Raw genomic sequence first — 24,451 nt, 5'->3', positions numbered from 1 at the left:
TCGGTTTTCGCGATGGAAGCATCGCTTCCCACAGTAGAAAAACGCTTTCCTGACGCTGTCTAGCGCCGCCAGTCGTGAAAGCGTTCCACCCAGCGCAACAGGCCTTCCGGTTTGTGGGCTTTCTTCCATTCACCGGCAGCAAATTTGTTTGCTTCTGCCATGGTGGGGTAGATGTGGATGGTGCCGAGGATCTTGTTCAGGCCCAGGCCGTGTTTCATGGCCAGCACATATTCGGCAATCAGGTCGCTGGCACCGGTGCCAACGATGGTGACGCCGAGAATCTTGTCGCTGCCCTTGGCGGTAATCACTTTCACGAAGCCGTGGTCGTTGCTGTCGGCAATGGCCCGATCCAGATCGTCGATGCCATAGCGGGTCACTTCGTAATCCACACCCTGTTCATCGGCGTCCTGCTCATTCAGCCCCACCCGGGCCACCTCCGGGTCGGTGAAGGTCGCCCAGGGGATCACCCGGTAATCCACGCTGAAGCGTTTCAGTGACCCGAACAGGGCGTTGACGGCGGCATACCAGGCCTGATGGGCCGCAGTATGGGTGAACTGGTAGGGGCCGGCCACGTCGCCGCAGGCGTAGATGTTAGGGTAGCGGCTTTGCAGCTGCTCGTTCACGGTGACGGTACCATTGTCATTAGTGGGCAGGTGCAACTCGTCCAGGCCCAAACCATCGGTATTGGCACGACGGCCCACGGCCACCAGCACTGCATCGAACACCAGCCGCTTTTCTTCGCCGTTGTGCTCCACATACAACACCTTGTCGTTGCCTTCCCGGGCAAAACGCACGGCCTTGTGTTCGGTCATTACGTCCACCCCGCTTTCCTGCAGTGAGGCGGTGACCAGGGCAGCGGCATCGTCATCTTCGCGGGGCATGATGCGCGGCAGCATTTCCACCTGCATCACCTGGCTGCCCAGGCGGGCAAAGGTCTGGGCCAGCTCACAGCCAATGGGGCCGCCACCCAGCACCACTAGCCGCTTGGGTTGCTCCTGGACTGCCCAGAGATTGTCGGAGGTGAGGATGTCCATGTCCTCGATGCCGGGAATGGGTGGCACGAAGGGGCGGGCGCCGCTGGCAATGATGATGCTGCGGGCGGTGAGGCGTTCAGTGCTGTCACCGTTGCGGATTTCCACTTCCCAGGGGGACACAATGCGCGCTTCACCCTGGCGGCAATCCACTCCCAGCTCCGTGTAGCGCTCCACGGAGTCATGCGGTTCGATCTTTTCGATCACCTTGTGCACCCGGGCCATCAGTTTGCTGAAACGAAAATCGCTGCGGATGGTATCAAAGCCATACTTGTCCGCTTCCTTGTCGTGCCAGGCAAGCCGTGCGCTTTTGATTAATGCCTTGGAGGGCACGCAGCCAGTGTTCAGACAGTCGCCGCCCATCTTGTGTTTTTCGATCAGGGTGACCTTGGCTTTCACGGTGGCGGCGATATAGGCGCTGACCAGCCCGGCGGAACCGGCACCAATGACGATCAGGTTGCGATCGAAGTGGTCCGGTTTCTGCCAGCCCTGGTAAACCTTGCGGGCCTGCAGTCTTGCCATGATGAACTTGGCAATCCAGGGAAAAATACCCAGCAGTACAAAGGCGCCGATCAGTTCCGGCGACAGCAGGCCGCTGGCGCTTTTCACCTGGCCCAGTTGAGTGCCGGCCAGTACATAGACGGCGGTACCGGCCAGCATGCCCACCTGGCTGACCCAGTAAAAGGTAACCACCTTGATGGGGGTGAGGCCCATGACCAGGTTGATCACGAAGAACGGAAAGGCGGGGACCAGGCGCAGGGTAAAAAGATAGAAGGCTCCGTCCTTCTTGACGCCGTCGTTGAGTTTTTTCAGACGATCGCCGAAGCGATGCTGTACGGAATCATGGAACAGAAACCGGGAAGCGAGAAAGGCCAGAGTGGCACCGATGGATGACGCAAAGGACACCAGCACCAGCGCCACCCAGAAACCAAACAGGGCACCAGCAGCCAGAGTCATGATAGCGGCGCCGGGCAGGCTCAGGGCGGTAACCACCACGTACAACACAAAGAAACCACCAAGAATCAGTACCGGATTTTCCTGGTACAGGGCGTCAAACGACGCCTGCTGATTCTTGATGTAATCCAGGCTCAGGTACTGACCCAGATCGAAGAAAAAATAGCTGGCGATCAGTGTTGCAAAGATCGCCAGCAGTAAGAGTTTACGAACATTCATGGGTGAGTCCTTGCCGGGTTACCCCTGGAAAATCCAGGATTGCTCCATCAGTGTCCAGAGCGAGCGTAGCTCTTCCTCGCTGGGGGCATAGGCAGTGCCCGCCAGGGTAAGACCACTGAGTGCCAGTAACGCCAGTGCGATCATGGATCGTTTCATCGTTCTCTCCTGGTTACTGTATGCAGTAATAGGATGCGTGGCGAAAAGGGGTGTTACATCGCGCGGCGATAACGGCAGTGATTTAATCACTGCATCAGCAGCAGGGTGCAGCACCGTTCCCGGTGTCGCTGTCTTCAAAGGGGACGTTCAGCCCGCACCCTGCAAAGATGCCGTAGTGCGTATCGAAGTTGCCGATAAAGGTGAAATGTTCGGCGAAGCGACTCTTTTCCAGCATCAGCCAGGTGTTGCCACACACTGGAAACACCTTGCCGGTTTCCATAACGTGGTGATCATCAAGCACGAAGGCATGGGGCTGTTGTGGCACGGTGCCCTGGTAGATCACTGCCTGGCCGTAATCTTCACAGGCTGGTTCCAGGCCATCAATATTGAATAGCCGGTAGGTGGCGGAGTAGAAGCGCTGCTGACCCAGGCGGGCTTCGATGTCCGGGTTCTCGATGGTCAGACGGCGGGATTCCACCAGCCGCGGATCAGCAAAGCCGCTCTGCTTGGCCAGGTTGAGAAAGTCGTTCCAGTACAGGGCGCCGGCCAGGCACTCGCCGTACAGCACCGGGTCGTTGCGCAGGTTGTCCGGCACGCGACGATCCGCGTATACATCGGAAAAATAGAATTCGCCACCGGGCTTGAGCAGGCGCTTCACGTCGCGCAATACCTTGGGCTTGTCGGTGCTCAGGTTGATCACGCAGTTGGAAATGATGATGTCGAAGTAACCGTCCTCCAGATCCAGCTGATCCAGCTCTTCGATATAGCCCTTCAGGAAACGCACATTGCTCTTTGCGTAACCGAAGGTGTCGCGGTGATAGTCCTGATGACGGCGGGCCACTTCCAGCTGTTCATCGGTCATGTCCACGCCCACCACTTCACCGTGCTCACCCACCAGAGCAGACAGCAGATAGACATCACGGCCGGAGCCGGAACCCAGATCCAGAATGCGCATGCCTTCAAGCTGCTGGGGAGCCACCAGACCACAGCCGTAGTAGCGCATCACCACTTCATCGTGGAGCTGCGAGAGAAGGGGTTTCAGCCAGGCCGGCGGCTCCTGATCGCAGCAGGCGTTGGTCTGCAGGTCGTCACTGGAATGCAGTTGCTGGCCGTAATAATTCTGTACCTCTTCACGCATTGTTGATCCTCTGGTGGTTGCATCGGTGTAACGTATTATCAGCGGGCTTTTTTATGCCCAATGAAATAAGGATGCCGTCTTCCTGTGCAGGTTACACCGGCGAGCGGCGATGGCTGTAATTTTTGCGTCAAGATGGCATCCAAGGCGACAGCAAAAGGTGAAAAAGGGCAGGGCATGCACGGAAAGACATTGAAAGGCTTGCTGTTGGTATTGCTGCTGGCCGGCTGCCAGCCGGCAGAGAACAAGCTGGTGATTACCGGCTCCAGCACCATCGCGCCGCTGATGGCCGAGTTGGCGGAGCGCTTCGAGGCGCACAGTGGCGTGCAGGTGGATGTGCAAAGTGGTGGTTCCGGTCGCGGGATCAGCGATGTGCGTCAGGGGCTGGCAGATCTGGGCATGGTCAGCCGGGCCCTCAAGGCCGATGAACAGGATCTGACCGGGCACCTGATCGCCCGTGATGGTATCGCCCTGATTGTCCACCAGGATAATCCGCTGTCCTCGCTTTCCCGGCAACAGGTTGTCGCCATCTATACTGGCAAGCTGGACAGCTGGGCAGACCTTGGCGGTGCGGAGCGGGCCATTACCGTGGTGCACAAGGCGGATGGCCGCTCGACACAGGAGCTGTTTCTCGAGCATTTCGAGCTGGACAACGATCAGATTCGGGCGGATCTGGTGATCGGCGAAAACCAGCAGGGTATCAAGGCGGTGTCCGCGGATCCCTTTGCCATTGGTTACGTGTCCATCGGCACCGCCATTCATGAGCTTGAGGCCGGGGCGCCGTTGCGGTTGCTGCCATTGCAGGGCGTACCCGCCAGCCTTGCCGCGCTGGAACAGGGTGATTACCCACTGGGGCGCGAGCTGAACCTGGTCAGCGCCGGTGAGCCTGATCCCCATGCCAGAGCGCTGTTGGCATTTATTACCGACCCGGCACAGGCAGAGGTATACCGTGATTACTACTTCCTCCCGGCCTCCCGCTGATCAACTGCTGACCTGGCTGCTGCGCCTTGCCGGCGTTGCCGCGGTACTGGTTCTGGGGGGCATCGTGGCGGTGTTGTTGGTTCAGTCCGCACCGTTTCTGGTCGAGTACGGCAATGCCCTATGGCGCAATGACTGGCAGCCCGGTCAGGCCCGTTACGGCATGGCTGCCATGATTGCCGGTTCCGTTGTGGTGAGTGTACTGGCGCTGGTGATTGCCGGCCCGCTGGCGGTGCTGCTGGCGGCCTGGCTGCGTTACTTCGCGCCGCTGATGCGGCGACCGGTGCTGGCCCTGGTGGAGTTGATGGCTGGCATTCCCTCGGTGGTCTATGGTCTGTGGGGCATGCTGGTGCTGGTGCCCTGGATCAACCAGTGGGCACCGCCGGGCGCCTCCTGGCTGGCCGCCTCGCTGGTGCTGGCGTTGATGATCCTGCCGCTGGCGTTGCTGGTCACCGACACCGCCCTGGGCCAGTTGCCGGCCCGTTATCTGCAGGCGGGTCAGGCCTTGTCCCTGTCCCGGGTGGGCATGCTGCGTCGGGTGCTGTTGCCCCAGGCCGGGCCGGCCATTGTCAGTGGTCTGGTGCTGCAGTTTGGCCGTGCCCTGGGCGAAACCATGGCGGTGCTGATGGTGGCGGGCAATGTGGTGCAGTGGCCCACGTCCCTGTTCGACCCGGTGCGTACCCTGACCGCCAATATCGCCCTGGAAATGGCCTATGCCACCGGCGATCACCGGGTGGCCCTGTTTGCCAGCGGCCTGCTTTTGTTACTGGTCACGGCGGTGCTGTTGATGCTGAGCTGGCGGTTGCGGGGAGGGCGTCATGAGATGGCCTGATCGCCTTGCCGGCGTGATTGGCGCGCTGCTGTTGCTGGCGGTGCTGGTGCCCATGGGGCTGATGTTGTGGTCCCTGCTGGAGCAGGGCGCCGGCTTGATCTCTGTGGACTTTCTGCTGGATGACCCGCGCCAGGCGGGCCGCGCGGGCGGGATTGCCGCGCTGCTGGTCAGCACCGCATGGATCCTGGCGGTGTGCCTGCTGGTGGCGGTGCCGGTGGGGTTGGGCTGTGCGCTCTACCTGAGCGAACAGGTGCCGACGGGCACCCGCCGTGCCCAGTGGCTGGGCGGGGTGCTGGATATGCTGGCGGCGGTGCCTTCCATCGTCTATGGCCTGTTCGGTTACCAGTTTTTTGCCATCAGCCTGGGGCTGGGTTTTTCCATTCTCAGTGGCGGTCTGGCGCTGGCGCTGATGGTGTTGCCGCTGATGATCCGCAGCGCCGAGCAGGCCCTGCGGGCGGTGCCGTTGTCCTACCGGCAGGCCAGCGAGTCCCTCTCAATCAGTCGCTGGGGCTGGGTGCGACGTATTCTGATACCCCAGGCGGCACCGGGCATTGCGGTGGGGATTATTCTCAGCATTGGCCGGGCGCTGGCGGAAACCGCGGTGCTGCTGTTCACTGCCGGCTATGTGCTGCGGCGGCCGGATTCGTTGCTGGATTCCGGCCGTGCCTTGAGCGTACATATTTATGATCTGGCCATGAACGTGCCCGGCGGCATGCCCCGGGCAGCGGCCACCGGCCTGGTGCTGGTGGCCATACTGGTGATACTGAATCTGCTGGTGCGGCGCTGGCTGCGCCCGGCACAAGGAGCCTGGCAATGACCTCCCCAACCCTGGAACTGCAACAGGTGTCGGTGTACTACGGTAATCAGGCTGCCATCGAGCAGGCCTCTCTGAGTGTGCAAGCCGGCGAGCTGATGGCGCTGGTGGGGCCCAGCGGCTGCGGCAAGAGCAGCCTGCTGGCCAGCATCAACCGCATGACCGACGGCATCCCCGGGTGTCGGGTCAGTGGCACGATCCTGCTCGGCGGAGAGGCCCTTTCTGCCAGCCAGGATGCCACGGCCCTGCGTCGTCGCATCGGCATGGTGTTCCAGCAGCCCAATCCCTTTCCGTTATCCATCATCGACAACCTGCGCTTTCCCCTGGCCGAGCACGGTGTGCCACGACGTGAACGTGACACCCGGGCCGAGCAGGCACTGCGGGCGGTGGGCCTGTGGGAGGAAGTCAAAGGCCGCTTGTCGCAGTCGGCACTGGGGCTGTCCGGCGGCCAGCAGCAACGCCTGTGCATCGCCCGGGCGCTGGTGCTGGAGCCGCAGGTGCTGTTGCTGGATGAGCCCTGCTCGGCGCTGGACCCGGTGTCCTCGAAAGTGGTGGAGGAGCTGATTGTGTCCCTGAAAGGTCGCTATACCCTGCTGATGGTCACCCACAACCTGGCTCAGGCCCGGCGCATTGCCGACAGCGTCACGGTCTGCTGGATGCAGGAAGGCTGTGGTTGTGTGGTGGAATCCAACGGGTGCCGGCAGGTGTTTGAACACCCCAGCCACCCGATCACCGCCGCCTATTGTGCCGGGGAGGCCGGTTAGCAAGGCGGTGGGAGTCAGGGCGCCAGGCATTGGATCTGTAACAAGCCTGGATCCAGGGCATCATTTGTGCACACCAGAAACCCTACCGGAAAAAGATGATGGATCGGATGAATGATATCTGGCGTTCGTTGCGCAGCTTGCCACTGTGGGTGCAGATCTGGGTGGTAGGCATCCTTGTGCCGGTGAATGTGCTGCCGTTTTTTCTGCTCGATACCCGGGTGGGGATGGCCGCTGCACTGGCCGCGCTGTTTGTGGCGGCCACCAATGGCCCCTTGATGTGGATCTACCGGGGCATGAACAAGGTGCTGTCGATCCCGCACCTGATTGCCTGGGGGCCGCTGGAAATCTATCTGCTGATGCTGCTGGCCGATAGCGGCTTCCGCGCTGAAGCGGGTGCCCTGGAGTTGGGGCTGGCGGTGCTGCTGGTGGTAATCAATGGCATCAGCCTGGCGTTCGATGTGATGGATAGCGCCAAGTGGGTGGCCGGTGACCGGGCCACGCCGGGGCTGCCGCCGCACTCCTCCAGCTGATATAGTCGTGCTAACAGATTCTGGAACCGGGTTATGATCCATCGGCAACACCGTCAGCGTGCCCTGATCGGGCTGATACTGCTTGGGCTATTGTTCCAGGTGCAGACGGTGTTTGCCTGCCAGATGGTGGACACCCACCGTGGTCTCGCCTCGGATTGCTGTTGCGAGAGCATGGCCATGGCCAGTGACGAAGCACCCATGCCGGACCGCAATGGCGGCTGCTGTGACCTGGAGAATACCCTGTCCCTGAAAGACAGCGACAATGACAGCCCGTCCATTGTCCAGGCACGCCTGGTGCCGGACCTGCCCGAGGCGTCGCTGGCCTTTGTGCTGGTATCACTGGATCTCCTCCCTGACGTCACAGCGGCGCCCTCTGCCCTGGTCGCTATCGGCGACAACCCCGCTGATCCGGGTTCCCATACCTGGCTGGAAACCCGCCGCCTGCGCATTTGATTGACTCCCCCGTCGCCACTCAGTGCGACCACACCCCCTGATGCATTGAGTTTAACCGGCAGTGTCGGCGTCGCGTGTATGTGATCGCGGTGTCCGGCCTGCCAGGATTGGGAGTCAATCCATGCAACCCCTGTTTTCCATAGCGTTTACCAGGCGCTGGCTGCTGCTTGCCGCGCTGCTGATGGCCCGGCCCGGCTGGGCAGACGCGGCCTGTGAAGCACCGGCCACCACCACCGAGGGGCTGGTACAGCAAGCCCTGACCTGCAACCCCGCACAACAGGCCTATCTTTCCCGGCATCAGGCGGCGCAGCATCGCAGCGAGGCCAGCGGGCGCCTGGATGATCCGCGCCTGTCCGTCGGTGTGGCGCCCAACACCTTCGGCAATGACCAGCTCGATGATGGCTATATCGTCGAACTCAGTCAGCCCTTGCCCTGGCCCGGCACTCTGAGCCTGGACCGCCAACTGGCCGACGACCGGGTCGCCGGTATTCAGGCCATGACTGCCCACCATCAGGTGGAGCTGGCCCGGCAGTTACGGCTGGCGCTGGCGCGCCGGGACTACCGCCGTCAGCGGCTGGCCATCAACCGGGAAAACCAGCGGCTCTGGCAGTTGCTGATCGACACCCTGGAGGATCGCTATGCCAGCGTCACCGCAAGCCGCTCGGCGCTGCTGCAGGCACAGCATGAGCGGCACCTGCTCATGGAAAACGCCATCCAGCTGGAAGCTGCCCTGGAACGGGACAGCAGCCAGATCCGGCAAGCCCTGAATCTGCCAACCGCAACAGCACTGCCGGATCTCTCCAATGACGGCATCCCGGCGATTAGCGATGACCAACTGACACAGCGGTTATCGGTGCTGGATGAACAGCCGCAGATTCGCGCCCTGCAGGCAGAACAGTCGCAGAAGCAACACGAGCTGGAACGGATCAGAAAACAGCGCTATCCGAACTTCTCACTGATGACCCGCTACAACAGCCTGTGGATGAACGAGGACCAGCGCTGGGTGGTGGGTGTCGGCATCAACCTGCCGCTGGACCAGGGAGGGCGCAGCCGCCAGGAAGCGGCCCTGCGCGCCGACCAGCAGGCGCTGGACTGGGAACAACGGGATCGCCTGCTGGCCCTGCGGGAGCAGCTGGCCCAGGCCGCCAGCCACTACCGGGAAGCCGGCAAGCGTCTGCGACTGTACGCCAACGAGCTGCTGCCGCTGGCCCGCGAAAACCTGGCCGCCAGCCGGGATGCCTTCCGCAGCGGGGAGGCGGATTTTCAGCGCATTCTCACCGCCCAGCGGCAGCTGCTGACCACCCAGGAACAACAGGCCCAGGCGTACTACCAACAGCGCACCGGTTTTGCCCAGCTTACCGCCGCCGCCGGCCTGGTGTTTGTGTCCGACTGGCAATCAACAAACCACAGCGAGAACGGTGGCCACCATGAATAAGCGTACGATTTTGGTCATTGAGGTAGTGGTTGTGGGGCTGGCCCTGTTGCTCTGGTGGTGGAGTGCTGCCGAGCCTGGCAGTCAGGCCATGAGCGATGCCGATTTTATCAGCGCCGGCCCCTATCGAGTGGCCGTTACCGTGACACCAGACAAGCCGGTGGTAGGCGAAAACCAGCTACAGATTCTGGTCCGTGACAACGACGGTCAGCCGCTTGGCGGCGCCGAGGTAAGGGCGGTGGGAGAAATGCCGGCCATGGGCACCATGTCCGCCATGTATGCACCGGCGGAGATTACCGAAGTGGCGCCGGGCCGCTATGAAGGCAGCTTCGAATTGACCATGGCCGGGGAGTGGCCCCTGGCGGTGGATATTGCTGAGGGCGAAAACCATGTGGATCTGACCTTCGATATGGCTACAGGCCGGGAAGGCCTGCGGTTGGCCACGGCCACGCCCGCGGGGGAGGTGGCTTACCACACTTGCTCCATGCATCCCTCGGTGAAATCCGCCACGCCGGGCACCTGTCCGATCTGTGGTATGGATCTGGTGCCGGTCACCCATGAAGAAATTAACAGCGGCAGCATTCGCGTGGAGGAGGGGCGGCGCCAGACCATCGGCATCAGGACCGGTAAAGTCACACGCGAAACCGTGTCTCTGCCGTTACGCTTGCAGGGGCAGCTTGCCTACGACGAGAGCCGGCTTACCGATATCAGTCTGCGTTTTGACGGCTGGATTGGTGAGCTGAAGGTCACCGATGAAGGGCAGGCGATCTCACAGGGGGAGACACTGTTCACCGTCTACAGCCCGGAGCTGCTGACCCTGCAGGAAGACTATCTACGCGCTCGCCGCAGCGGCAATGCCCGCCTGCGCTCGGCGGCACGGCAACGGCTGATGCGTGCCGGTATCACCGATCCGCAACTGCAGTGGTTGGCCAAACGAGGAAAGGCGCAGGACTACTTTCCGATTTTTGCGCCAGCATCCGGGGTGGTGATCGAGAAACATCTGCTGCCCGGTTCGGCGGTAAAAAGCGGCGAGACGCTGCTTCGTCTGGCGGATCTGTCCCGGCTGTGGGTGGAGGCATTTGCCTATGAACAGGACGTGCCGCTGCTGGAAACCGGCCTGACGGCCGATCTGCGTATTGCCGGCCAGTCTGCCATCCCGGCCACGGTGGCCCACGTGGACCCATTCCTGCAGCGCGATACCCGCACCGCCCGGGTGCGCCTGTCGCTGGACAATGAGGCGGGCCGTTATCAGCCCGGTCAGTTCGCCCAGGTCAATCTGCAGGTGCCACTGGGTGAGCAGCTGCTGGTGCCGGAAGACGCGGTGCTGGTGTCCGGTCACAAGCGGATTGTCTTCAAGGATCAGGGGGGCGGCCGGTTGATGCCGGTGCCGGTGCGTACCGGTTACCGTATCGACGGGCAGATCGTCATTCGTGATGGGCTGAAAGAAGGGGAGGCCATCATCACTGCCGGCACCTTCCTGATCGCGTCCGAGAGCAAGATGAAAGCGGGGGTGGCGCAATGGTAAGCCCGAATCCGCCGTCACCGCCGCCGGGTCTGATTGCCCGCCTGATTGCGCTCTGTGCCAGCAAGCCGGGCATCACCCTGTTGCTGGTGCTGCTGGCCGCCCTGTGGGGCGGTCGCAGCCTGTTGCAGGTGCCGCTGGATGCCATTCCCGACCTGTCCGATGCCCAGGTGATCGTGTTCACCGAGTGGGACGGACGCAGCCCGGATCTGGTGGAAGACCAGATCACCTATCCACTCACCACCGCCTTGCTGGGTGTCCCCAATGTGCGCTTTGTGCGTGGCCAGAGTTTCATGGGGCTCAGCTTTGTCTATGTGATCTTCGAGGACGACACCGATATCTACTGGGCCCGCTCGCGGGTGCTGGAATACCTGAACACCGCCAGCCAGCAATTGCCGGAAGGTGTCAGCCCCACACTGGGGCCGGATGCCACCGGGGTGGGCTGGGTGTTCCAGTACGCCCTGGTGGACAAGAGCGGCAAGCATGACCTGGCTGAGCTGCGCGCCTTGCAGGATTTCAAGCTGCGCTACTGGCTCACCGCCGTGGAAGGGGTGGCCGAAGTGGCCTCCGTGGGCGGCTTTGAAAAGGAGTATCAGGTCAGCATCGACCCGGACCGCCTGGCCAGTTTCCACATTCCGCTGAGGAAAGTGGTGGAGGCGATTCGCCGCTCCAACAATGACGTGGGTGGTCGGGTACTGGAAATCGCCGGCCATGAACACTTCATCCGTGGCCGCGGTTACCTGCAATCCAAAGACGATCTGCGTGATGTGGTGATCGGCGTGGATGCCAATCGCATTCCCATCCGGCTGGAACAGGTGGCCAACATCAGCCTGGGCCCGGCCATGCAACGTGGCCTGGCAGAGCTGGATGGGGAAGGGCAGACCGTGGGCGGCATCGTGGTGATGCGCTATGGCGAAAATGCCCTGGCGGTGATCGAGCGGGTCAAGCAGCGTCTGGAAGACGTGCAGGCAGGGCTGCCGGAAGGAGTGGAGGTGGTGACCACCTATGACCGGTCCAACCTGATCCAGCGGGCCATCGATACCCTCACCCATACCCTGATTGTAGAAATGGTGGTGGTGGCACTGGTGATCTTTGCCTTCCTGCTCCATGTGCGTTCGGCGCTGGTGGCCTGTATCACCTTGCCCATTGCCATCCTGCTGGCCTTTATCCCGCTCAAGGCCCAGGGGCTGACCGCCAACATCATGTCCCTGGGTGGCATTGCCGTGGCCATCGGCGCCATGGTGGATGCGGCGGTGGTGATGGTGGATAACATCCACAAGAGGCTTGGCGCGAGGGAAGAGGGCGATGACAGAAAAGCCCTGATCATCAGCGCCATGCAGGATGTGGGGCCGAGCATCTTCTTCTCGCTGCTGATCATTACCCTGTCGTTTATCCCGGTGTTTTCCCTCCAGGCCACCGAAGGGCGGCTGTTCTCGCCACTGGCCTACACCAAGACCTACAGCATGGGCTTTGCGGCCATTCTGGCGGTGACCTTGATACCGGCTTTGGCCGTGCTGTTGATCCGCGGTCGCATCCGCTCGCACAACAATCCGGTCAACCGGGTGCTGGTAACAGTGTTCCTGCCCGCCATCCGCTTCTGTATCCACTGGCGCTGGCCGGTGGTGGGGCTGTCGGTGCTGGCCCTGGTACTCACCGTGCCGGTGGCCCGGCAACTGGGCAACGAGTTCATGCCGCCGCTCAATGAGGGCAGCATTCTTTACATGCCCACCGCCTTGCCGGGCATGTCGATCACCGAAGCCGGCAAGGTGTTGCAACGCATGGACAAGCAGCTCAAGGCGTTTCCCGAAGTGGAGCGGGTGTTCGGCAAGGTGGGGCGCTCTACCAGCGCCACCGACCCGGCGCCCCTGTCCATGGTGGAAACCGTGATCACCCTCAAACCCCGTGACCAGTGGCGCGAGGGAGTGAGCTGGGATGACCTGATTGCAGAAATGGATGAAAAGCTGCGTTACCCCGGTATGCCCAATATCTGGTGGATGCCCATCCAGACCCGCACCGAAATGCTCGCCACCGGCATTCGCAGCGCGCTGGGTATCAAGGTGTTTGGCGACAGTCTTGCGGAGATCGAGAACACCGCCGTGGCCATCGAGAAGGCCCTGCAGGCGGACCCGCGCACCGCCGGCGATACCCGCAGTGCTTTCGCCGAGCGACTCACCGGTGGCTACTTTATCGATTTCGATATCGACCGCCCGGCAGCGGCCCGCTACGGCCTCAATGTGCAGGATGTGCAAGATGTGCTGATGGCTGCCATGGGCGGAGTGGCCGCCACCCAGACCGTGGAAGGGCGCGAGCGCTATAACGTACAGGTGCGTTATGACCGCAGCTACCGGCAATCCATCGCGGATATGGAGCGCTTGCTGATCCCCACGCCCACCGGTGCCACCCTTCCCATCACCGAAGTGGCGGATATCGCTTTTCGTACCGGGGCCCCCATGATTCGCAATGAAGATGGCCAGTTGGTGGGCTTCGTATTCGTGGACCTGAAAAGTGATGTGGGGGTGGCCGATTACGTGGCACAGGCCAAGGACGTTGTTGCTGACAAGGTGGCACTGCCCAGCGGCTACCGGTTGGGCTGGGCCGGCCAGTTCCAGTACTTCGAGCGCGCCAAGGCACGTTTGCAGTGGGTGGTGCCGGCCACCTTGCTGGCCGTGTTCCTGTTGCTCTACCTGCACCGGGGCCGCCTCAGTGACACCCTGTTTGTGCTCAGTGCCATGCCGTTCGCCCTGATCGGCGCCGTCTGGTTACTGTTTTTGCTCGATTACAAACTGAGCGTGGCGGTCTGGGTGGGGATGATTGCCCTGGCCGGGCTGGCGGCGGAGATGGGGCTGCTGATGCTGCATTACCTGGATGGCGCCTACCGGCAGGCCTGCCAGCGAGTGCCTGACATGAGTCCGGCGCTGCTGTGCGAGGAAGTGGCCCAGGGCGCTGTGCACCGAATCCGGCCCATGCTGATGACCAGCCTGACCCTGCTGATTTCGCTGATCCCGGTCATGCTCAGCGACGGCACCGGCGCTGATGTGATGAAGCGCATCGCCGCCCCCATGGTAGGGGGCACGATAACGGCGTTGATTGTGGTGTTGCTGGTGTTTCCGGCGTTATTTGTGTTGTGGAAGCAGCGGTCGCGGCGCCATTAATCGTAATGGTTCAGATGGCACGATAGCGTGCTATCTGAGCCTCGGCGAGGGGGTACAGTAAAACTACTCCAGCAGGCATTACCGGGGATACCGGATAAGTCAGTAATAGTTGCCATAACTGCGCTAGTCTTCGATCAGTAAAAAGCACCGGATCATGGGGGCTGCCCGTGGTTGGCATAATCATTTTACGATCCAGTGGCCAGGCTCAGCAAAGGGCCGACCTTTAGTGAAGAAGGATAACGGAAATGGTGTTGTAGAATGGGTGAAGGGACCCTGCTGGCCGGATTAGTGCCCTTGCGATGCGTCCAGTTTTTTCAGGATGGCCTCGGTGCGGGCATCCTCCAGTGGCTCCTCCTGGCGAGGCAGAAAACCCAGCAGGGCGCGCAGCTGACGCACGTAGCGGCGACAATGGCGACACATCATCAGGTGCAGACGCAGGGCAAAGCGTTCACGCCGGCTGAGCGCGCTGCCGTCGACCAGGGCATCAGCCTTTTCGGTGATATGCTTGCACTTAAGCATTTTTAACTCCTAGCATTCCCCGGTTTCCTGAAAGTGATCCACCATCTCGAACAATCGGGCTCTTGCCCGGTGAAGCAATACCCGGACATTGGATGCGCTGATCTCCAGCATGTTACAGACGTCTTCAGCGGGCAGGCCTTGCAGGTCGCGCAGCTCCAGCACCAGGCGCTGGCTGTCCGGCATGAAATGCAGGTGCTTCTCCATGCAGCGGCGCAGCTCCTCGCGGGTCAGCAGGTTGTCCGGGCTGGACAGTTCCCAGTGCTGCGGAGGGTGTTGCCAGTGGCCGTCGCCGTGAAAGCGATGAGACAGGGCGTCCGGGTCGTTGGTGGGATCAAACTGAATTTCCCGACCACGCTTTCTTAGCATCATTTTCGCCTGGTTGATCACGATGCGTGTCAGCCAGGTGCGCAACTGGCTGCGCCCCTCGAATTTTGCGATCGCTCTGTGTGCGGCAATCCAGGCATCCTGCACCGCTTCTTCGGCATCTGCGGGGTTGAGCAAGGTGCGGGCGGTGGCCAACAACATATTATGATGGCCTTTGACGAGTTTACCAAAGGCGGACCGATCCCCCTGGCGGAGCTGTTCGATGAATCGGGGGTCTTCCAGCTGGGTATCGGCCATTGGCAGTTCCGGTTGGCTAGCGGGGGAGGAGATTGCTGGGGTCGTCTTCGCCATCGTCTCCCTGGTGCAACATGACCAGCCGGCGCAGGTGCTGCATGTCATCCACGGAAGGACGGCTGAACATGATGCCGATTTCCAGCCCCTGCTGGCGTTTGACGGTGCCAGGCAGGGTCAGGTGGATATCCGAATCCTCCAGAGTAATGGTCAGGGTGACCGGGGAGGCGTCTGGCAGGGCCAGCGGCTGATTGCTGTGGACTTGGGCGCCCATGACGGACAGGTCCACCAGTTCCACTGCAAAGGTGTCCTGCTGAAAGATCAGAGTGGCTTCACCATCAAAGGCAACGCGATTGGCCCGGCGCCGTTCATTCATGTTGTTTGTCCTTATCGATCCCCGTACCCCGGCGACGCTCCTGTTGCCGGGGTGACCCTTCAATTGCCCTATACCTCGATACGCTTGTATTTCATGCGCTTGGGCTGCAGGGCGTCGTCGCCCAGCTGTTTGCGTTTGAACTCCTCGTACTCGGTATAGGAGCCTTCGAACCATTCTACCCGCGCATCCCCTTCAAAGGAGAGAATGTGGGTGGCCACCCGATCCAGGAACCAGCGATCGTGAGAGATCACGATGGCGCAGCCCGGGAAAGCCAGCAGGGCTTCTTCCAGGGCCCGCAGGGTTTCCACATCCAGATCGTTGGTAGGCTCATCGAGCAGCAGCACATTGGCGCCCTGCTTGAGAAGTTTGGCAAGGTGCAGACGATTTCGTTCCCCGCCGGACAAATCGCCAACCCGTTTCTGTTGATCGCCGCCCTTGAAGTTGAAGCGGCCCAGGTAGGCGCGGCTGGGAACTTCGTAATTGCCGATCTTGAGAATGTCGTTACCGTCGGAGACTTCTTCCCAGACCGTCTTCTTGCCGTCCAGGTCTTCGCGGCTCTGGTCCACGTAGGCCATCTGCACGGTGTCGCCGATAACGATCTCGCCCTTGTCAGGATTTTCCTGGCCGGCCAGCATGCGGAACAGGGTGGTTTTACCGGCACCGTTGGGACCGATGATGCCGACGATGGCGCCACGGGGAATCTGGAAGCTCAGATCTTCATAAAGCAGTTTGTGGTCGAATTCCTTGGCTACATTGTGCAGCTCGAAGACCTGCTCGCCCAGGCGCTCACCCGGCGGAATATAGAGTTCCTGGGTTTCGTTACGCTTCTGGAATTCCTGGCTGGCCAGTTCCTCGAAGGCGGCTACCCGGGCCTTGTTCTTGCTGCGCCGGCCTTTGGGGTTCTGGCGTACCCATTCCAGTTCCTTTTCCACGGTCTTGCGGTGGGCGGACTCGGATTTGGCTTCCTGCTCCAGACGCTTCTCTTTCTGTTCCAGCCAGGAGGAGTAGTTGCCTTTCCAGGGGATGCCTTCACCGCGGTCCAGTTCCAGAATCCATTCGCAGGAGTTGTCCAGGAAGTAGCGGTCGTGGGTCACCGCCACCACGGTACCGGGGAATTCGTGCAGGAAGCGCTCCAGCCAGGCCACGGATTCCGCGTCCAGGTGGTTGGTGGGCTCATCCAGCAGCAGCATGTCAGGGGCGCTCATGATCAGGCGGCACAGGGCCACTCGGCGGCGTTCACCCCCGGACAGGTGCTCCACGCTGGCATCCCAGGGCGGCAGGCGAAGGGCGTCGGCGGCGATTTCCAGCTTGCGCTCCAGGTTATGGGCATCGCTGGTTTCGATGATGGCTTCCAGCTTGGCCTGTTCGGCGGCCAGCTTGTCGAAATCCGCATCTTCTTCCGCGTAGGCGGCGTAGACCTCATCCAGTCGCTGCTGGGCACTGAGAATCTCGGACAGGGCTTCCTCCACGATCTCGCGGACGTTTTTGCTGGGGTCCAGCTCCGGCTCCTGGGGCAGGTAGCCGATGTTGATACCCGGCTGCGGCCGTGCTTCACCCAGATAATCCTTGTCCACGCCGGCCATGATGCGCAGCAGGGTGGATTTACCTGAGCCGTTCAAGCCCAGCACGCCGATCTTGGCGCCGGGGAAGAACGACAGGGAAATGTCTTTGAGGATGTGCTTTTTCGGTGGGACAACCTTGCCCACCTTGTCCATGGTGAAGATGTACTGGCTCATAAACTCCGACCGCAGTGTCATTAAGTGTGCGGGGCCCCGCGGGCCCCGTCGGAATGGCGCCTAAGCTAACGGAAAGCGGCGCCGAGTGAAAGGCTGTGGGCCCCTGAGGAGTAGGAGGTGGGCAGTTGCAGGCTTCCTAGTGTGGGGCGTTGCCAATGCCGCTGGCGAGCAGGATCCGGATGACGTCCTGCTGCTTATTGACACCGAGCTTGTGAAAGATGCTTTTGAGCTGGGTGCGCACCGTGGCCAGGCTAACACCTTTCTGGGCGCTGATTTCCTTGAGATCCAGGCCGTTGGTGAGGGCAATGGCAATGCCGGCTTCCCTGCGGGTCAGGCCGAAAGTCTGGATCAGCTGCTCCGCGGAGGCATTGAAAGAGGCGCTAGGGTCGGACAGATAGAGGGCCACAAGCCCAGGCTCTGCCGGCCCAAACCGTGAATGCGGGGTTTCGTGACAGGGTACCCCGATTACAGTAAGAGGGTGGCTTCGGTCCGGGTGACGTAGGCCGACGGCCTGGTCCCGTGGCCAGCCTTCCCCGTCGGGGGCTTTTCGCAGGCGCTGCAGCATCTCCCGGAGTCTCTCGTCGTCGTCAGGGTAATAAGCCTTGAACCCCTGCTGGGTCTGTACCAGGGCGGGGTGACAGTCCAGCAGCCTGTCGGCAAGATCATTGCGGTAACGGATGGTGTTGTCCTGGTCGACAATGACCGTGCCCAGCATGACTTTGGACAGCGCGTATTCCAGGGTTTGTGCCTTGCTTTCCTGCAGGTGAAGTTGACGCTGGATCAGTAGTGCCCGCTGGAAATGTGGGGCGAGCTGGTCGAGAAGTTGTAACTCCGCCTCCCCGAACGGTTGGGCGTTGAAGGAACGGTGAACGCCAATGCCCACATGCCAATGCTCATCATTGAAGAAACTGATGGCGGCCACGTAGCCCAAATCATTGGGCTTTACGATCAGGCGATAGTAGAGCGGGTGAGTCAGCCGGGCTTCATCATGCCGGGACACCATGCTGGCCTTGCCGATGGGGCGTTGACTCTGGATCTGGTAAACGGGGTCATATTTGGCAACGCCCAACCGGTAGGATAACTCGGTGACCTTGGGCAGGCCGTAACAGGCCATCATGTACCGTGTATTTTGATGGTAGTCCTCAACATGGATGCCGCCGGACTTGGCACCCAGTCGCCGGCACAGCTCGCTAATGACCACATTCCAGTGTTCGGGCTGGTATGAGGCTTGATAAATGTCGCCGACAAACGCAAGAAGATCCTCTGCGACGTTGGTTGTCGCATTGTCGATGGCTGCTCTTTCCATGGCGCTCCCCAAAGCACGCTTTACGGTACTATTGTGGGTGCAACTGGTATCGCCGTTGACCAGCTGCTGGTTCCCTTAGAGTTTTTGTGGGTATTCCCCGTGGGCAACAGTTTAGGCAGCTTGCCCGGCTGCTTGCAATAAATGTGACACAGGTCTCACGATCAGGCCGATGAACGGGCCAGAACAATGAAAGCCGGTCATGGAGAAATGAAAGTCCTTCATGTGCCAAGCCGCTGGCTTTTGGGTAGAATACGCGCCCCAACCCATCTCTTTGCATGCTGACAGGTAGCCCATGTTCCCGAAATCCATGTCCATCGCCGAGTTCGATCCGGAAATCCAGGCGGCCATCGAGGCCGAGGAAGTTCGCCAGGAAGAGCATATCGAGCTGATTGCCTCTGAAAACTACGCGTCTCCACGGGTCATGGAAGCCCAGGGGTCCGTGCTGACCAACAAATACGCGGAAGGCTACCCGGGCAAGCGCTACTACGGCGGTTGCGAGAATGTGGACGTGGTCGAGCAGCTGGCCATCGACCGGGCCTGTGAGCTGTTTGGCGCCGACTGGGCCAATGTGCAGCCGCACTCCGGTTCCCAGGCCAACGGCGCGGTCTACATGGCCATGCTGCAGCCGGGTGACACCGTACTGGGCATGAGCCTGGACGCCGGTGGCCACCTGACCCACGGCGCCAAGCCGAACTTCTCTGGCAAGACCTACAATGCGGTGCAGTACGGCCTGGATAACGACACGGGTCTGATCGATTACGAGCAGGTTGAAGCCCTGGCCCGTGAGCACAAGCCGAAGATGATCGTCGCCGGCTTCTCCGCTTACTCCCAGGTGGTGGACTGGCAGCGTTTCCGGGATATCGCCGACGAAGTGGGCGCCATCCTGCTGGTGGACATGGCCCACGTGGCCGGTCTGGTTGCCGCGGGCGTGTACCCGAGCCCGGTGGGCATCGCTGACATCACCACCACCACCACCCACAAGACCCTGGGTGGTCCCCGTGGCGGCCTGATCATGGGCAAGGCCAACGAAGAAATTCAGAAGAAGATCAACTCTGCGGTGTTCCCCGGTGGTCAGGGTGGTCCGCTGGAGCACGTGATTGCCGCCAAGGCGATCTGCTTCAAGGAAGCCATGCAGGCGGACTTCAAGGGCTACCAGCAGCAGGTGGTGAAGAACGCCCAGGCCATGGCCAGCGTATTTATCGAGCGTGGTTTCGACGTGGTCTCCAACGGCACTGAAAACCACCTGTTCCTGCTCAGCCTGATCAAGCAGGACATCACCGGTAAGGATGCTGACGCCGCCCTGGGTCGCGCCAACATCACCGTGAACAAGAACGCTGTCCCCAACGACCCGCGTTCCCCGTTCGTCACCTCCGGCCTGCGCATCGGCTCCCCGTCCATCACTCGTCGTGGCTTCAATGAAGCTGACGCTTCGGCCCTGGCCGGCTGGATCTGCGACATCCTCGACAACATGGGCGATGAGTCCGTGATCGAGACCGTTAAAGGGAAGGTGAAGGAGATTTGTGCGCGGTTGCCGGTGTACGAGCGGTAATTCAGTGAACAGTTAACAGTGAATAGTTAACAGCAAAAACACGGGGTCATGGATGACGGACGGGTTTGTGGCGCGGGAGAAATCCCGCGCTTTTGCTTTGCGGGTGGTGAAAAGTTGCCAGTACCTGCAAAGTCAGAAGCGGGAATATGTGCTTAGCAAGCAGCTGCTGCGAAGTGGAACGGCCATCGGTGCCCTGATTCGTGAGGCAGAGTATGCTGAGAGCCGGCTGGATTTTATCCACAAAATGCACATTGCCCTGAAGGAAGCCAATGAAACGGATTACTGGATTGATCTGTTGTCAGATTCGGAGTACTTCAACGAAGAAGCGGGAGCCTCCCTGCAGGCAGATTGCCGAGAGCTGTTGAGATTGCTGATAGCCATTATCAAAACTACCAAGCGTCGAGGATAATGCGATTGTTCTCGCTATTAACTGTTCACTGTTAACTATTAACTGGATCCCCAATGTACTGTCCTTTCTGCAGCGCCCAAGACACCAAAGTGATCGATTCCCGTTTGGTCGCAGACGGTGGGCAGGTGCGTCGTCGGCGTGAGTGTCTTAGCTGCAACGAACGCTTTACCACCTTTGAAACGGCCGAGCTGGTGATGCCGCGACTGGTAAAATCCGATGGCACTCGCCAGCCATTCGATGAAGCCAAGTTGCGTGCCGGTATGTTGCGGGCTCTGGAGAAACGGCCGGTGAGCATGGAGGATCTGGAGGCAGCGATCAGTCGTGTCTGCCATCGTTTGCGGGCCACCGGGGAGCGTGAGTTGCCAGCTCGGGAGCTGGGTGAGTTCGTGATGGAAGAGTTGCAGCAACTGGACGATGTGGCCTATGTGCGCTTTGCGTCCGTGTATCGCAGCTTTCAGGATATTTCCGAATTTTCTGCCGAGGTGGATCGCCTGCGCGGAAGAAGTGACAAGAAAGACGACTAGTCTTTTCGTCAAGTTGAGCATTGAAAAGCCACCGGTCAGCGAGCATGACCGGTGGCTTTTTTCGTTGTGCTGCGACGCCGATGCTCAGCTTCCGTGCAGCCATTGGGCAAGCAGCAGATACAGTGGAATACCGGCCAGCACATTGAACGGAAAGGTGATACCCAGTGAGGCCGCCATCGACAGTGTGGCGTTGGCCTGGGGCAGGGCGACACGCATGGCAGCGGGCACAGCGATATAGGACGCGCTGGCTCCCAGAACGGCAAGCAGGGTGATGCCGCCCACCGACAGGCCGAGCCCCTGGCCCAGCAGGGCGCCCAGTCCGCCCGCCAGTAGCGGCATGAAGATGCCAAAGGCGGTCAGGAACGGGCCGTCTTGCTTGAGAGCGCCGAGCTGTTCTGTGGTGATCAGCCCCATTTTCAGCAGGAACAGGGCCAGGGCGCCCTGGAACAGGTCCATGAAGAAGGGGGATATCTTGTTCAGGCTGTCGCCGGCGAAGGCGCCGATCAGCAGGCCGCCCACCATTAGCACGATGCCGGGGCTGAGCAGGGTTTCATGGGCCAGTTGGCGACTGGCCAGGCCGGCGGACAGCCCCTTTGCCAGCACCAGGCCGACAATGATGGCGGGAATCTCCAGCAGCACCACAAACAACGGGAAGTAAGGCTCGTAGGCCACGCCAGCGGCATCCAGCACTGCCACGGCGACAGCGTAGGTGGCCACACTGACGCTGCCATAATGGGCGGCAATGGCGGCCGCGTTGACCCGGTTAAGGCCGCCCACATGGCGCAGCAGCGGGAATGCCAGTAACGGCAGGACCACACCGAAGCCCACCACCAGTAACGATTCCCGGACAATCCGCAGGCTGGCATGTTCCGCCAGGGCAGCGCCGCCTTTCAGGCCGATGGCCAGCAGCAGGAACAGGGTCAGGCTCTGGTAAAGGCCGCCGGGGAAGGGAAGGCGAACCTTCAATACGCCGGCGGCCAGCCCCAGCACGAAGAAAAGCACTACCGCATCAAGCTGCATAGCTATCCCCGCCTCGCTGGGCGTCAGTGGTGGCGGCCGGGTTGCGCCCTGCCAGCCAGGCCAGCGGCAGCAAGGCAATGCCGATCACCCCCAGCGGAAGGCCGGCGTGCCCGTTGACGATGAGCGCTGTGGCCAGCCCAAGGTTGAGCAGGGCAACGAAGAGAATGAAAAGACGCTGTCGAGTGTGCTGTGGCATAGGGCCTCCTGGGTCAAAACGGGGGCTATTATCCGAGAGACAAAGATTAGATAAAAATAGATACTATCTAGGTTTAATATAGATAAAGGTCTATCTATGAGCCGGTTACATGCCCGCGTGGGCACTCTCCGACAATTGGAAATCCTGCTGGCGGTGCATGAGGCGGGCACCGTGACCGGGGCGGCGGAAATGTTGCACCTGACCCAGCCCACGATATCCATGCAGCTGCGCAAACTGGTGGATGCCATGGGGATGCCGCTCTACGAGCAACAGGGGCGCAAGTTACGCTTTACCGACGCGGGGCTGGCGGCGGTGGCCAGTGCCCGCCGGGTACTGGAGGAGTTCGAGCACCTGGACATGACCCTGGCGGATCTGCGCGGACTCAAGGCCGGCACCCTGCGCCTGGCGGTGGTCAGCACCGCCAAATATTTCGTGCCCCATTTGCTGGGCCCCTTCTGTGCCCGGTATCCCGGCGTGGAAGTGTCTTTCCATGTGGGTAACCGTGAGCAGATCATCGAGCGGCTGGAGCAGGGGCTGGATGATTTCTGCGTCTTCAGTCATGTTCCCGGCGGCCGCCCGCTGATCTCCAGTGCCTTCCTGGATAATCCGTTGGTGGCCATTGCCGCCGAACACCACCCTCTGACTCGCCGTGACTCTCTGACCCTGGATGACATCGCCAGGGAGCCTTTTCTGATGCGCGAGCCAGGCTCTGGTACCCGCCATGCCATCGAGCACTATCTGCAGCAGCAGGGCAAGCAGCTGAATGTGAAGATGACGGTGGAAAGCAATGAGGCCATCCGCCATTCGGTGATGGCCGGGTTGGGCATTTCGATCCTGTCGGCCCATACCCTCAATCTGGGTGGTTGGGTGGGGCTGGCCCCCTTGAAGGTGGTCGGCCTGCCCATTGTGACCCAGTGGTACCTGGTGCGGCCTTCCGGGAAGCGGCTCTCCATCGTGGCGCAGGCGTTCCAGCAGTTCATGGCCAGCGAGGGCAGAGCGGTGCTGGCGGATTTTGTCGAGGATGCGGATCGCTTTGTTGCGGCACCGGACTCCCGCATCCAGTAGAATGCCAGCCATGTTTACGCGTCTGGACACTCACTACATGGCCCGCGCCCTGCAGCTGGCGGAGCTGGGGCTGTATACCACCGACCCCAACCCCCGGGTGGGATGTGTGCTGGTGCGCGATGGCGAGATTGTCGGCGAGGGCTTTCATGCCCGTGCTGGCGAGCCCCATGCGGAGCGTCATGCCCTGGCGGCAGCGGGTGACAGTGCTCGCGGGGCCACCGCCTACGTGACCCTGGAACCCTGCTCCCACACCGGTCGTACCGGGCCCTGCGCAGATGCGCTGGTGGCCGCCGGGGTGGCCAGGGTGATCGCCGCCATGGAAGACCCGAATCCCCAGGTGGCGGGCAATGGCATGGCGAGACTGGCGGCGGCGGGAGTCGACACCGCAACCGGCTTGCTGGAAAGCGAAGCGCGGGCGCTGAATCCGGGCTTCATTTCACGCATGACACGCCAGCGACCCTTTATCCGTATCAAGATCGCCGCCAGTGTGGATGGCCGCACGGCCATGGCCAGTGGCGAGTCCCAGTGGATTACCGGCCCTGCTGCCCGTGAGGATGTGCAGCGGCTGCGGGCGCGAAGCTCGGCGGTGATTACCGGCGTGGGGACGGTGCTGGCAGACCGTCCCTCCTATACCGTGCGCCCGGACCAGTGGGAGCGTGCGGATTATCATCGCCAGACCGATAGCCAGTGGGTGCGTCAGCCTCTGCGGGTGATCCTCGACCGTACCCTGCAAACCCCGCCGGATGTGCCGGTGGTCAGTGCCCCCGGACACTGTCTGCTGGTGGCCGGCGAGCAGCACCCGGGGCGCCAGAATGCCCTGGAATCCGCCGGCGCGGAGGTGATGCTTTTGCCCGCCTCCGGGTCCGGGATTGACCTGCAACAGTTACTGATCGAACTGAACCGGCGCGAATGCAACGAAGTACTGGTAGAATGTGGCGCCACCTTGGCCGGGGCCTTCGTTCGCGAGGGGCTGTTCGATGAACTGATCGTCTATATGGCGCCGGCCCTGCTGGGCTCATCGGCGCGCCCGCTACTGGGTTTGCCGCAACTGGCCAGCATGAGCGAGAAGGTATCGCTAAAGTGGCAGGACGTGCGGATGGTGGGCGGTGATCTTCGTCTGACGCTGACTCCGGCCGGACAACCCCTGCCGTAGGAGCGTCGCTG

Annotated in this window: 24 protein-coding genes; 14 read left to right on the top strand and 10 right to left on the bottom strand. The window is 61.3% G+C overall.

All coding sequences use genetic code 11. From position 1 onward, the window contains the following. Positions 1 to 59: 59 nt before the first annotated feature. From KZ772_RS08900 to KZ772_RS08890, 3 genes are all read right to left on the bottom strand, one after another. Positions 60 to 2,204, bottom strand: a complete 2,145-nt coding sequence (locus tag KZ772_RS08900; RefSeq protein ID WP_290539434.1) for an FAD-dependent oxidoreductase — start codon at positions 2,202 to 2,204, stop codon at positions 60 to 62. A gap of 18 nt (positions 2,205 to 2,222) precedes the next feature. After that, entirely contained in the window at positions 2,223 to 2,360 is a 138-nt protein-coding gene (locus KZ772_RS08895) for a hypothetical protein (protein ID WP_290539433.1), read from the bottom strand. Positions 2,361 to 2,454: 94 nt separating this feature from the next. After that, on the bottom strand, positions 2,455 to 3,498 hold the full coding sequence (locus KZ772_RS08890) for a methyltransferase domain-containing protein (protein ID WP_290539432.1): 1,044 nt from the start codon (positions 3,496 to 3,498) through the stop codon (positions 2,455 to 2,457). A gap of 174 nt (positions 3,499 to 3,672) precedes the next feature. On the opposite strand from KZ772_RS08890, the gene KZ772_RS08885 reads away from it, so the two are divergent. The 9 genes from KZ772_RS08885 to KZ772_RS08845 all read left to right on the top strand — a co-directional run bounded on the left by KZ772_RS08885 (position 3,673) and on the right by KZ772_RS08845 (position 13,972). Next, positions 3,673 to 4,476, top strand: a complete 804-nt coding sequence (locus KZ772_RS08885) for a phosphate ABC transporter substrate-binding protein (RefSeq protein ID WP_290539431.1) — start codon at positions 3,673 to 3,675, stop codon at positions 4,474 to 4,476. Next, the gene (pstC, locus tag KZ772_RS08880; RefSeq protein WP_290539430.1) at positions 4,445 to 5,305 is read left to right on the top strand and encodes a phosphate ABC transporter permease subunit PstC; all 861 of its coding nucleotides are present in this window, start codon (positions 4,445 to 4,447) and stop codon (positions 5,303 to 5,305) included. Before KZ772_RS08885 ends, pstC begins: the two co-directional genes overlap by 32 nt. Beyond that, positions 5,292 to 6,122 carry a phosphate ABC transporter permease PstA gene (gene pstA, locus KZ772_RS08875; RefSeq protein ID WP_290539429.1) on the top strand — a complete coding sequence of 277 codons (831 nt, stop codon included), beginning with the start codon at positions 5,292 to 5,294 and terminating at the stop codon, positions 6,120 to 6,122. Before pstC ends, pstA begins: the two co-directional genes overlap by 14 nt. Beyond that, the gene (locus KZ772_RS08870) at positions 6,119 to 6,883 is read left to right on the top strand and encodes a phosphate ABC transporter ATP-binding protein (protein ID WP_290539428.1); all 765 of its coding nucleotides are present in this window, start codon (positions 6,119 to 6,121) and stop codon (positions 6,881 to 6,883) included. Before pstA ends, KZ772_RS08870 begins: the two co-directional genes overlap by 4 nt. 107 nt (positions 6,884 to 6,990) lie before the next feature. Then, entirely contained in the window at positions 6,991 to 7,413 is a 423-nt protein-coding gene (locus tag KZ772_RS08865) for a hypothetical protein (RefSeq protein ID WP_290539427.1), read from the top strand. Between the two features lie 33 nt (positions 7,414 to 7,446). Further along, positions 7,447 to 7,866 (top strand): hypothetical protein, encoded by a 420-nt coding sequence (locus KZ772_RS08860; protein ID WP_290539426.1) that lies wholly within the window; start codon positions 7,447 to 7,449, stop codon positions 7,864 to 7,866. Positions 7,867 to 7,987: 121 nt separating this feature from the next. Beyond that, complete coding sequence (locus tag KZ772_RS08855; RefSeq protein WP_290539425.1) at positions 7,988 to 9,301, top strand: TolC family protein; 1,314 nt, start codon at positions 7,988 to 7,990, stop codon at positions 9,299 to 9,301. Continuing rightward, on the top strand, positions 9,294 to 10,823 hold the full coding sequence (locus KZ772_RS08850) for an efflux RND transporter periplasmic adaptor subunit (protein ID WP_290539424.1): 1,530 nt from the start codon (positions 9,294 to 9,296) through the stop codon (positions 10,821 to 10,823). The genes KZ772_RS08855 and KZ772_RS08850 overlap by 8 nt, the downstream gene beginning before the upstream one ends. Then, positions 10,817 to 13,972 (top strand): CusA/CzcA family heavy metal efflux RND transporter, encoded by a 3,156-nt coding sequence (locus tag KZ772_RS08845; RefSeq protein ID WP_290539423.1) that lies wholly within the window; start codon positions 10,817 to 10,819, stop codon positions 13,970 to 13,972. The genes KZ772_RS08850 and KZ772_RS08845 overlap by 7 nt, the downstream gene beginning before the upstream one ends. 285 nt (positions 13,973 to 14,257) lie before the next feature. Here KZ772_RS08845 and KZ772_RS08840 read toward each other — a convergent pair whose 3' ends face one another. The 5 genes from KZ772_RS08840 to KZ772_RS08820 all read right to left on the bottom strand — a co-directional run bounded on the left by KZ772_RS08840 (position 14,258) and on the right by KZ772_RS08820 (position 18,524). Then, a complete protein-coding gene (locus tag KZ772_RS08840; protein ID WP_290539422.1) occupies positions 14,258 to 14,491 on the bottom strand; it encodes a zf-HC2 domain-containing protein in 234 nt (77 codons plus the stop codon). Positions 14,492 to 14,500: 9 nt separating this feature from the next. Further along, a complete protein-coding gene (locus KZ772_RS08835) occupies positions 14,501 to 15,112 on the bottom strand; it encodes a sigma-70 family RNA polymerase sigma factor (RefSeq protein WP_290539421.1) in 612 nt (203 codons plus the stop codon). Positions 15,113 to 15,128: 16 nt separating this feature from the next. Then, positions 15,129 to 15,482, bottom strand: coding sequence for a PilZ domain-containing protein (locus tag KZ772_RS08830; RefSeq protein WP_290539420.1), 354 nt, complete (start codon positions 15,480 to 15,482; stop codon positions 15,129 to 15,131). Between the two features lie 68 nt (positions 15,483 to 15,550). Beyond that, positions 15,551 to 17,218, bottom strand: coding sequence for an energy-dependent translational throttle protein EttA (gene ettA / locus KZ772_RS08825; protein WP_290539419.1), 1,668 nt, complete (start codon positions 17,216 to 17,218; stop codon positions 15,551 to 15,553). 136 nt (positions 17,219 to 17,354) lie between these two features. Then, complete coding sequence (locus KZ772_RS08820; protein WP_290539418.1) at positions 17,355 to 18,524, bottom strand: LuxR C-terminal-related transcriptional regulator; 1,170 nt, start codon at positions 18,522 to 18,524, stop codon at positions 17,355 to 17,357. 292 nt (positions 18,525 to 18,816) lie between these two features. Between KZ772_RS08820 and glyA the strand changes: the two genes are divergently transcribed. From glyA to nrdR, 3 genes are read left to right on the top strand one after another with little or no spacing between them, the layout of a single operon-like run. Further along, positions 18,817 to 20,073, top strand: coding sequence for a serine hydroxymethyltransferase (glyA, locus tag KZ772_RS08815; RefSeq protein WP_290539417.1), 1,257 nt, complete (start codon positions 18,817 to 18,819; stop codon positions 20,071 to 20,073). Positions 20,074 to 20,125: 52 nt separating this feature from the next. After that, positions 20,126 to 20,482, top strand: coding sequence for a four helix bundle protein (locus tag KZ772_RS08810; RefSeq protein WP_290539416.1), 357 nt, complete (start codon positions 20,126 to 20,128; stop codon positions 20,480 to 20,482). A 53-nt stretch (positions 20,483 to 20,535) separates the two neighbouring features. Next, a complete protein-coding gene (nrdR, locus tag KZ772_RS08805; RefSeq protein WP_035244983.1) occupies positions 20,536 to 21,006 on the top strand; it encodes a transcriptional regulator NrdR in 471 nt (156 codons plus the stop codon). A gap of 84 nt (positions 21,007 to 21,090) precedes the next feature. Here the strand turns inward: nrdR and KZ772_RS08800 are convergent, their stop codons facing one another. Continuing rightward, positions 21,091 to 22,026 (bottom strand): sodium-dependent bicarbonate transport family permease, encoded by a 936-nt coding sequence (locus KZ772_RS08800; RefSeq protein WP_290539415.1) that lies wholly within the window; start codon positions 22,024 to 22,026, stop codon positions 21,091 to 21,093. Continuing rightward, entirely contained in the window at positions 22,016 to 22,222 is a 207-nt protein-coding gene (locus tag KZ772_RS08795; protein WP_290539414.1) for a hypothetical protein, read from the bottom strand. The genes KZ772_RS08800 and KZ772_RS08795 overlap by 11 nt, the downstream gene beginning before the upstream one ends. Before the next feature lie 96 nt (positions 22,223 to 22,318). On the opposite strand from KZ772_RS08795, the gene KZ772_RS08790 reads away from it, so the two are divergent. Together KZ772_RS08790 and ribD are read left to right on the top strand one after the other, a co-directional pair. Beyond that, entirely contained in the window at positions 22,319 to 23,287 is a 969-nt protein-coding gene (locus KZ772_RS08790) for a LysR family transcriptional regulator (protein WP_290539413.1), read from the top strand. Positions 23,288 to 23,297: 10 nt separating this feature from the next. After that, positions 23,298 to 24,440 (top strand): bifunctional diaminohydroxyphosphoribosylaminopyrimidine deaminase/5-amino-6-(5-phosphoribosylamino)uracil reductase RibD, encoded by a 1,143-nt coding sequence (ribD, locus tag KZ772_RS08785; protein WP_290539412.1) that lies wholly within the window; start codon positions 23,298 to 23,300, stop codon positions 24,438 to 24,440. Positions 24,441 to 24,451: the final 11 nt, after the last annotated feature.

This window comes from Alcanivorax sp. (assembly GCF_019431375.1).
Lineage (GTDB): Bacteria > Pseudomonadota > Gammaproteobacteria > Pseudomonadales > Alcanivoracaceae > Alcanivorax > Alcanivorax jadensis_A.
This window is presented reverse-complemented; position numbering and strand designations above follow the sequence as displayed.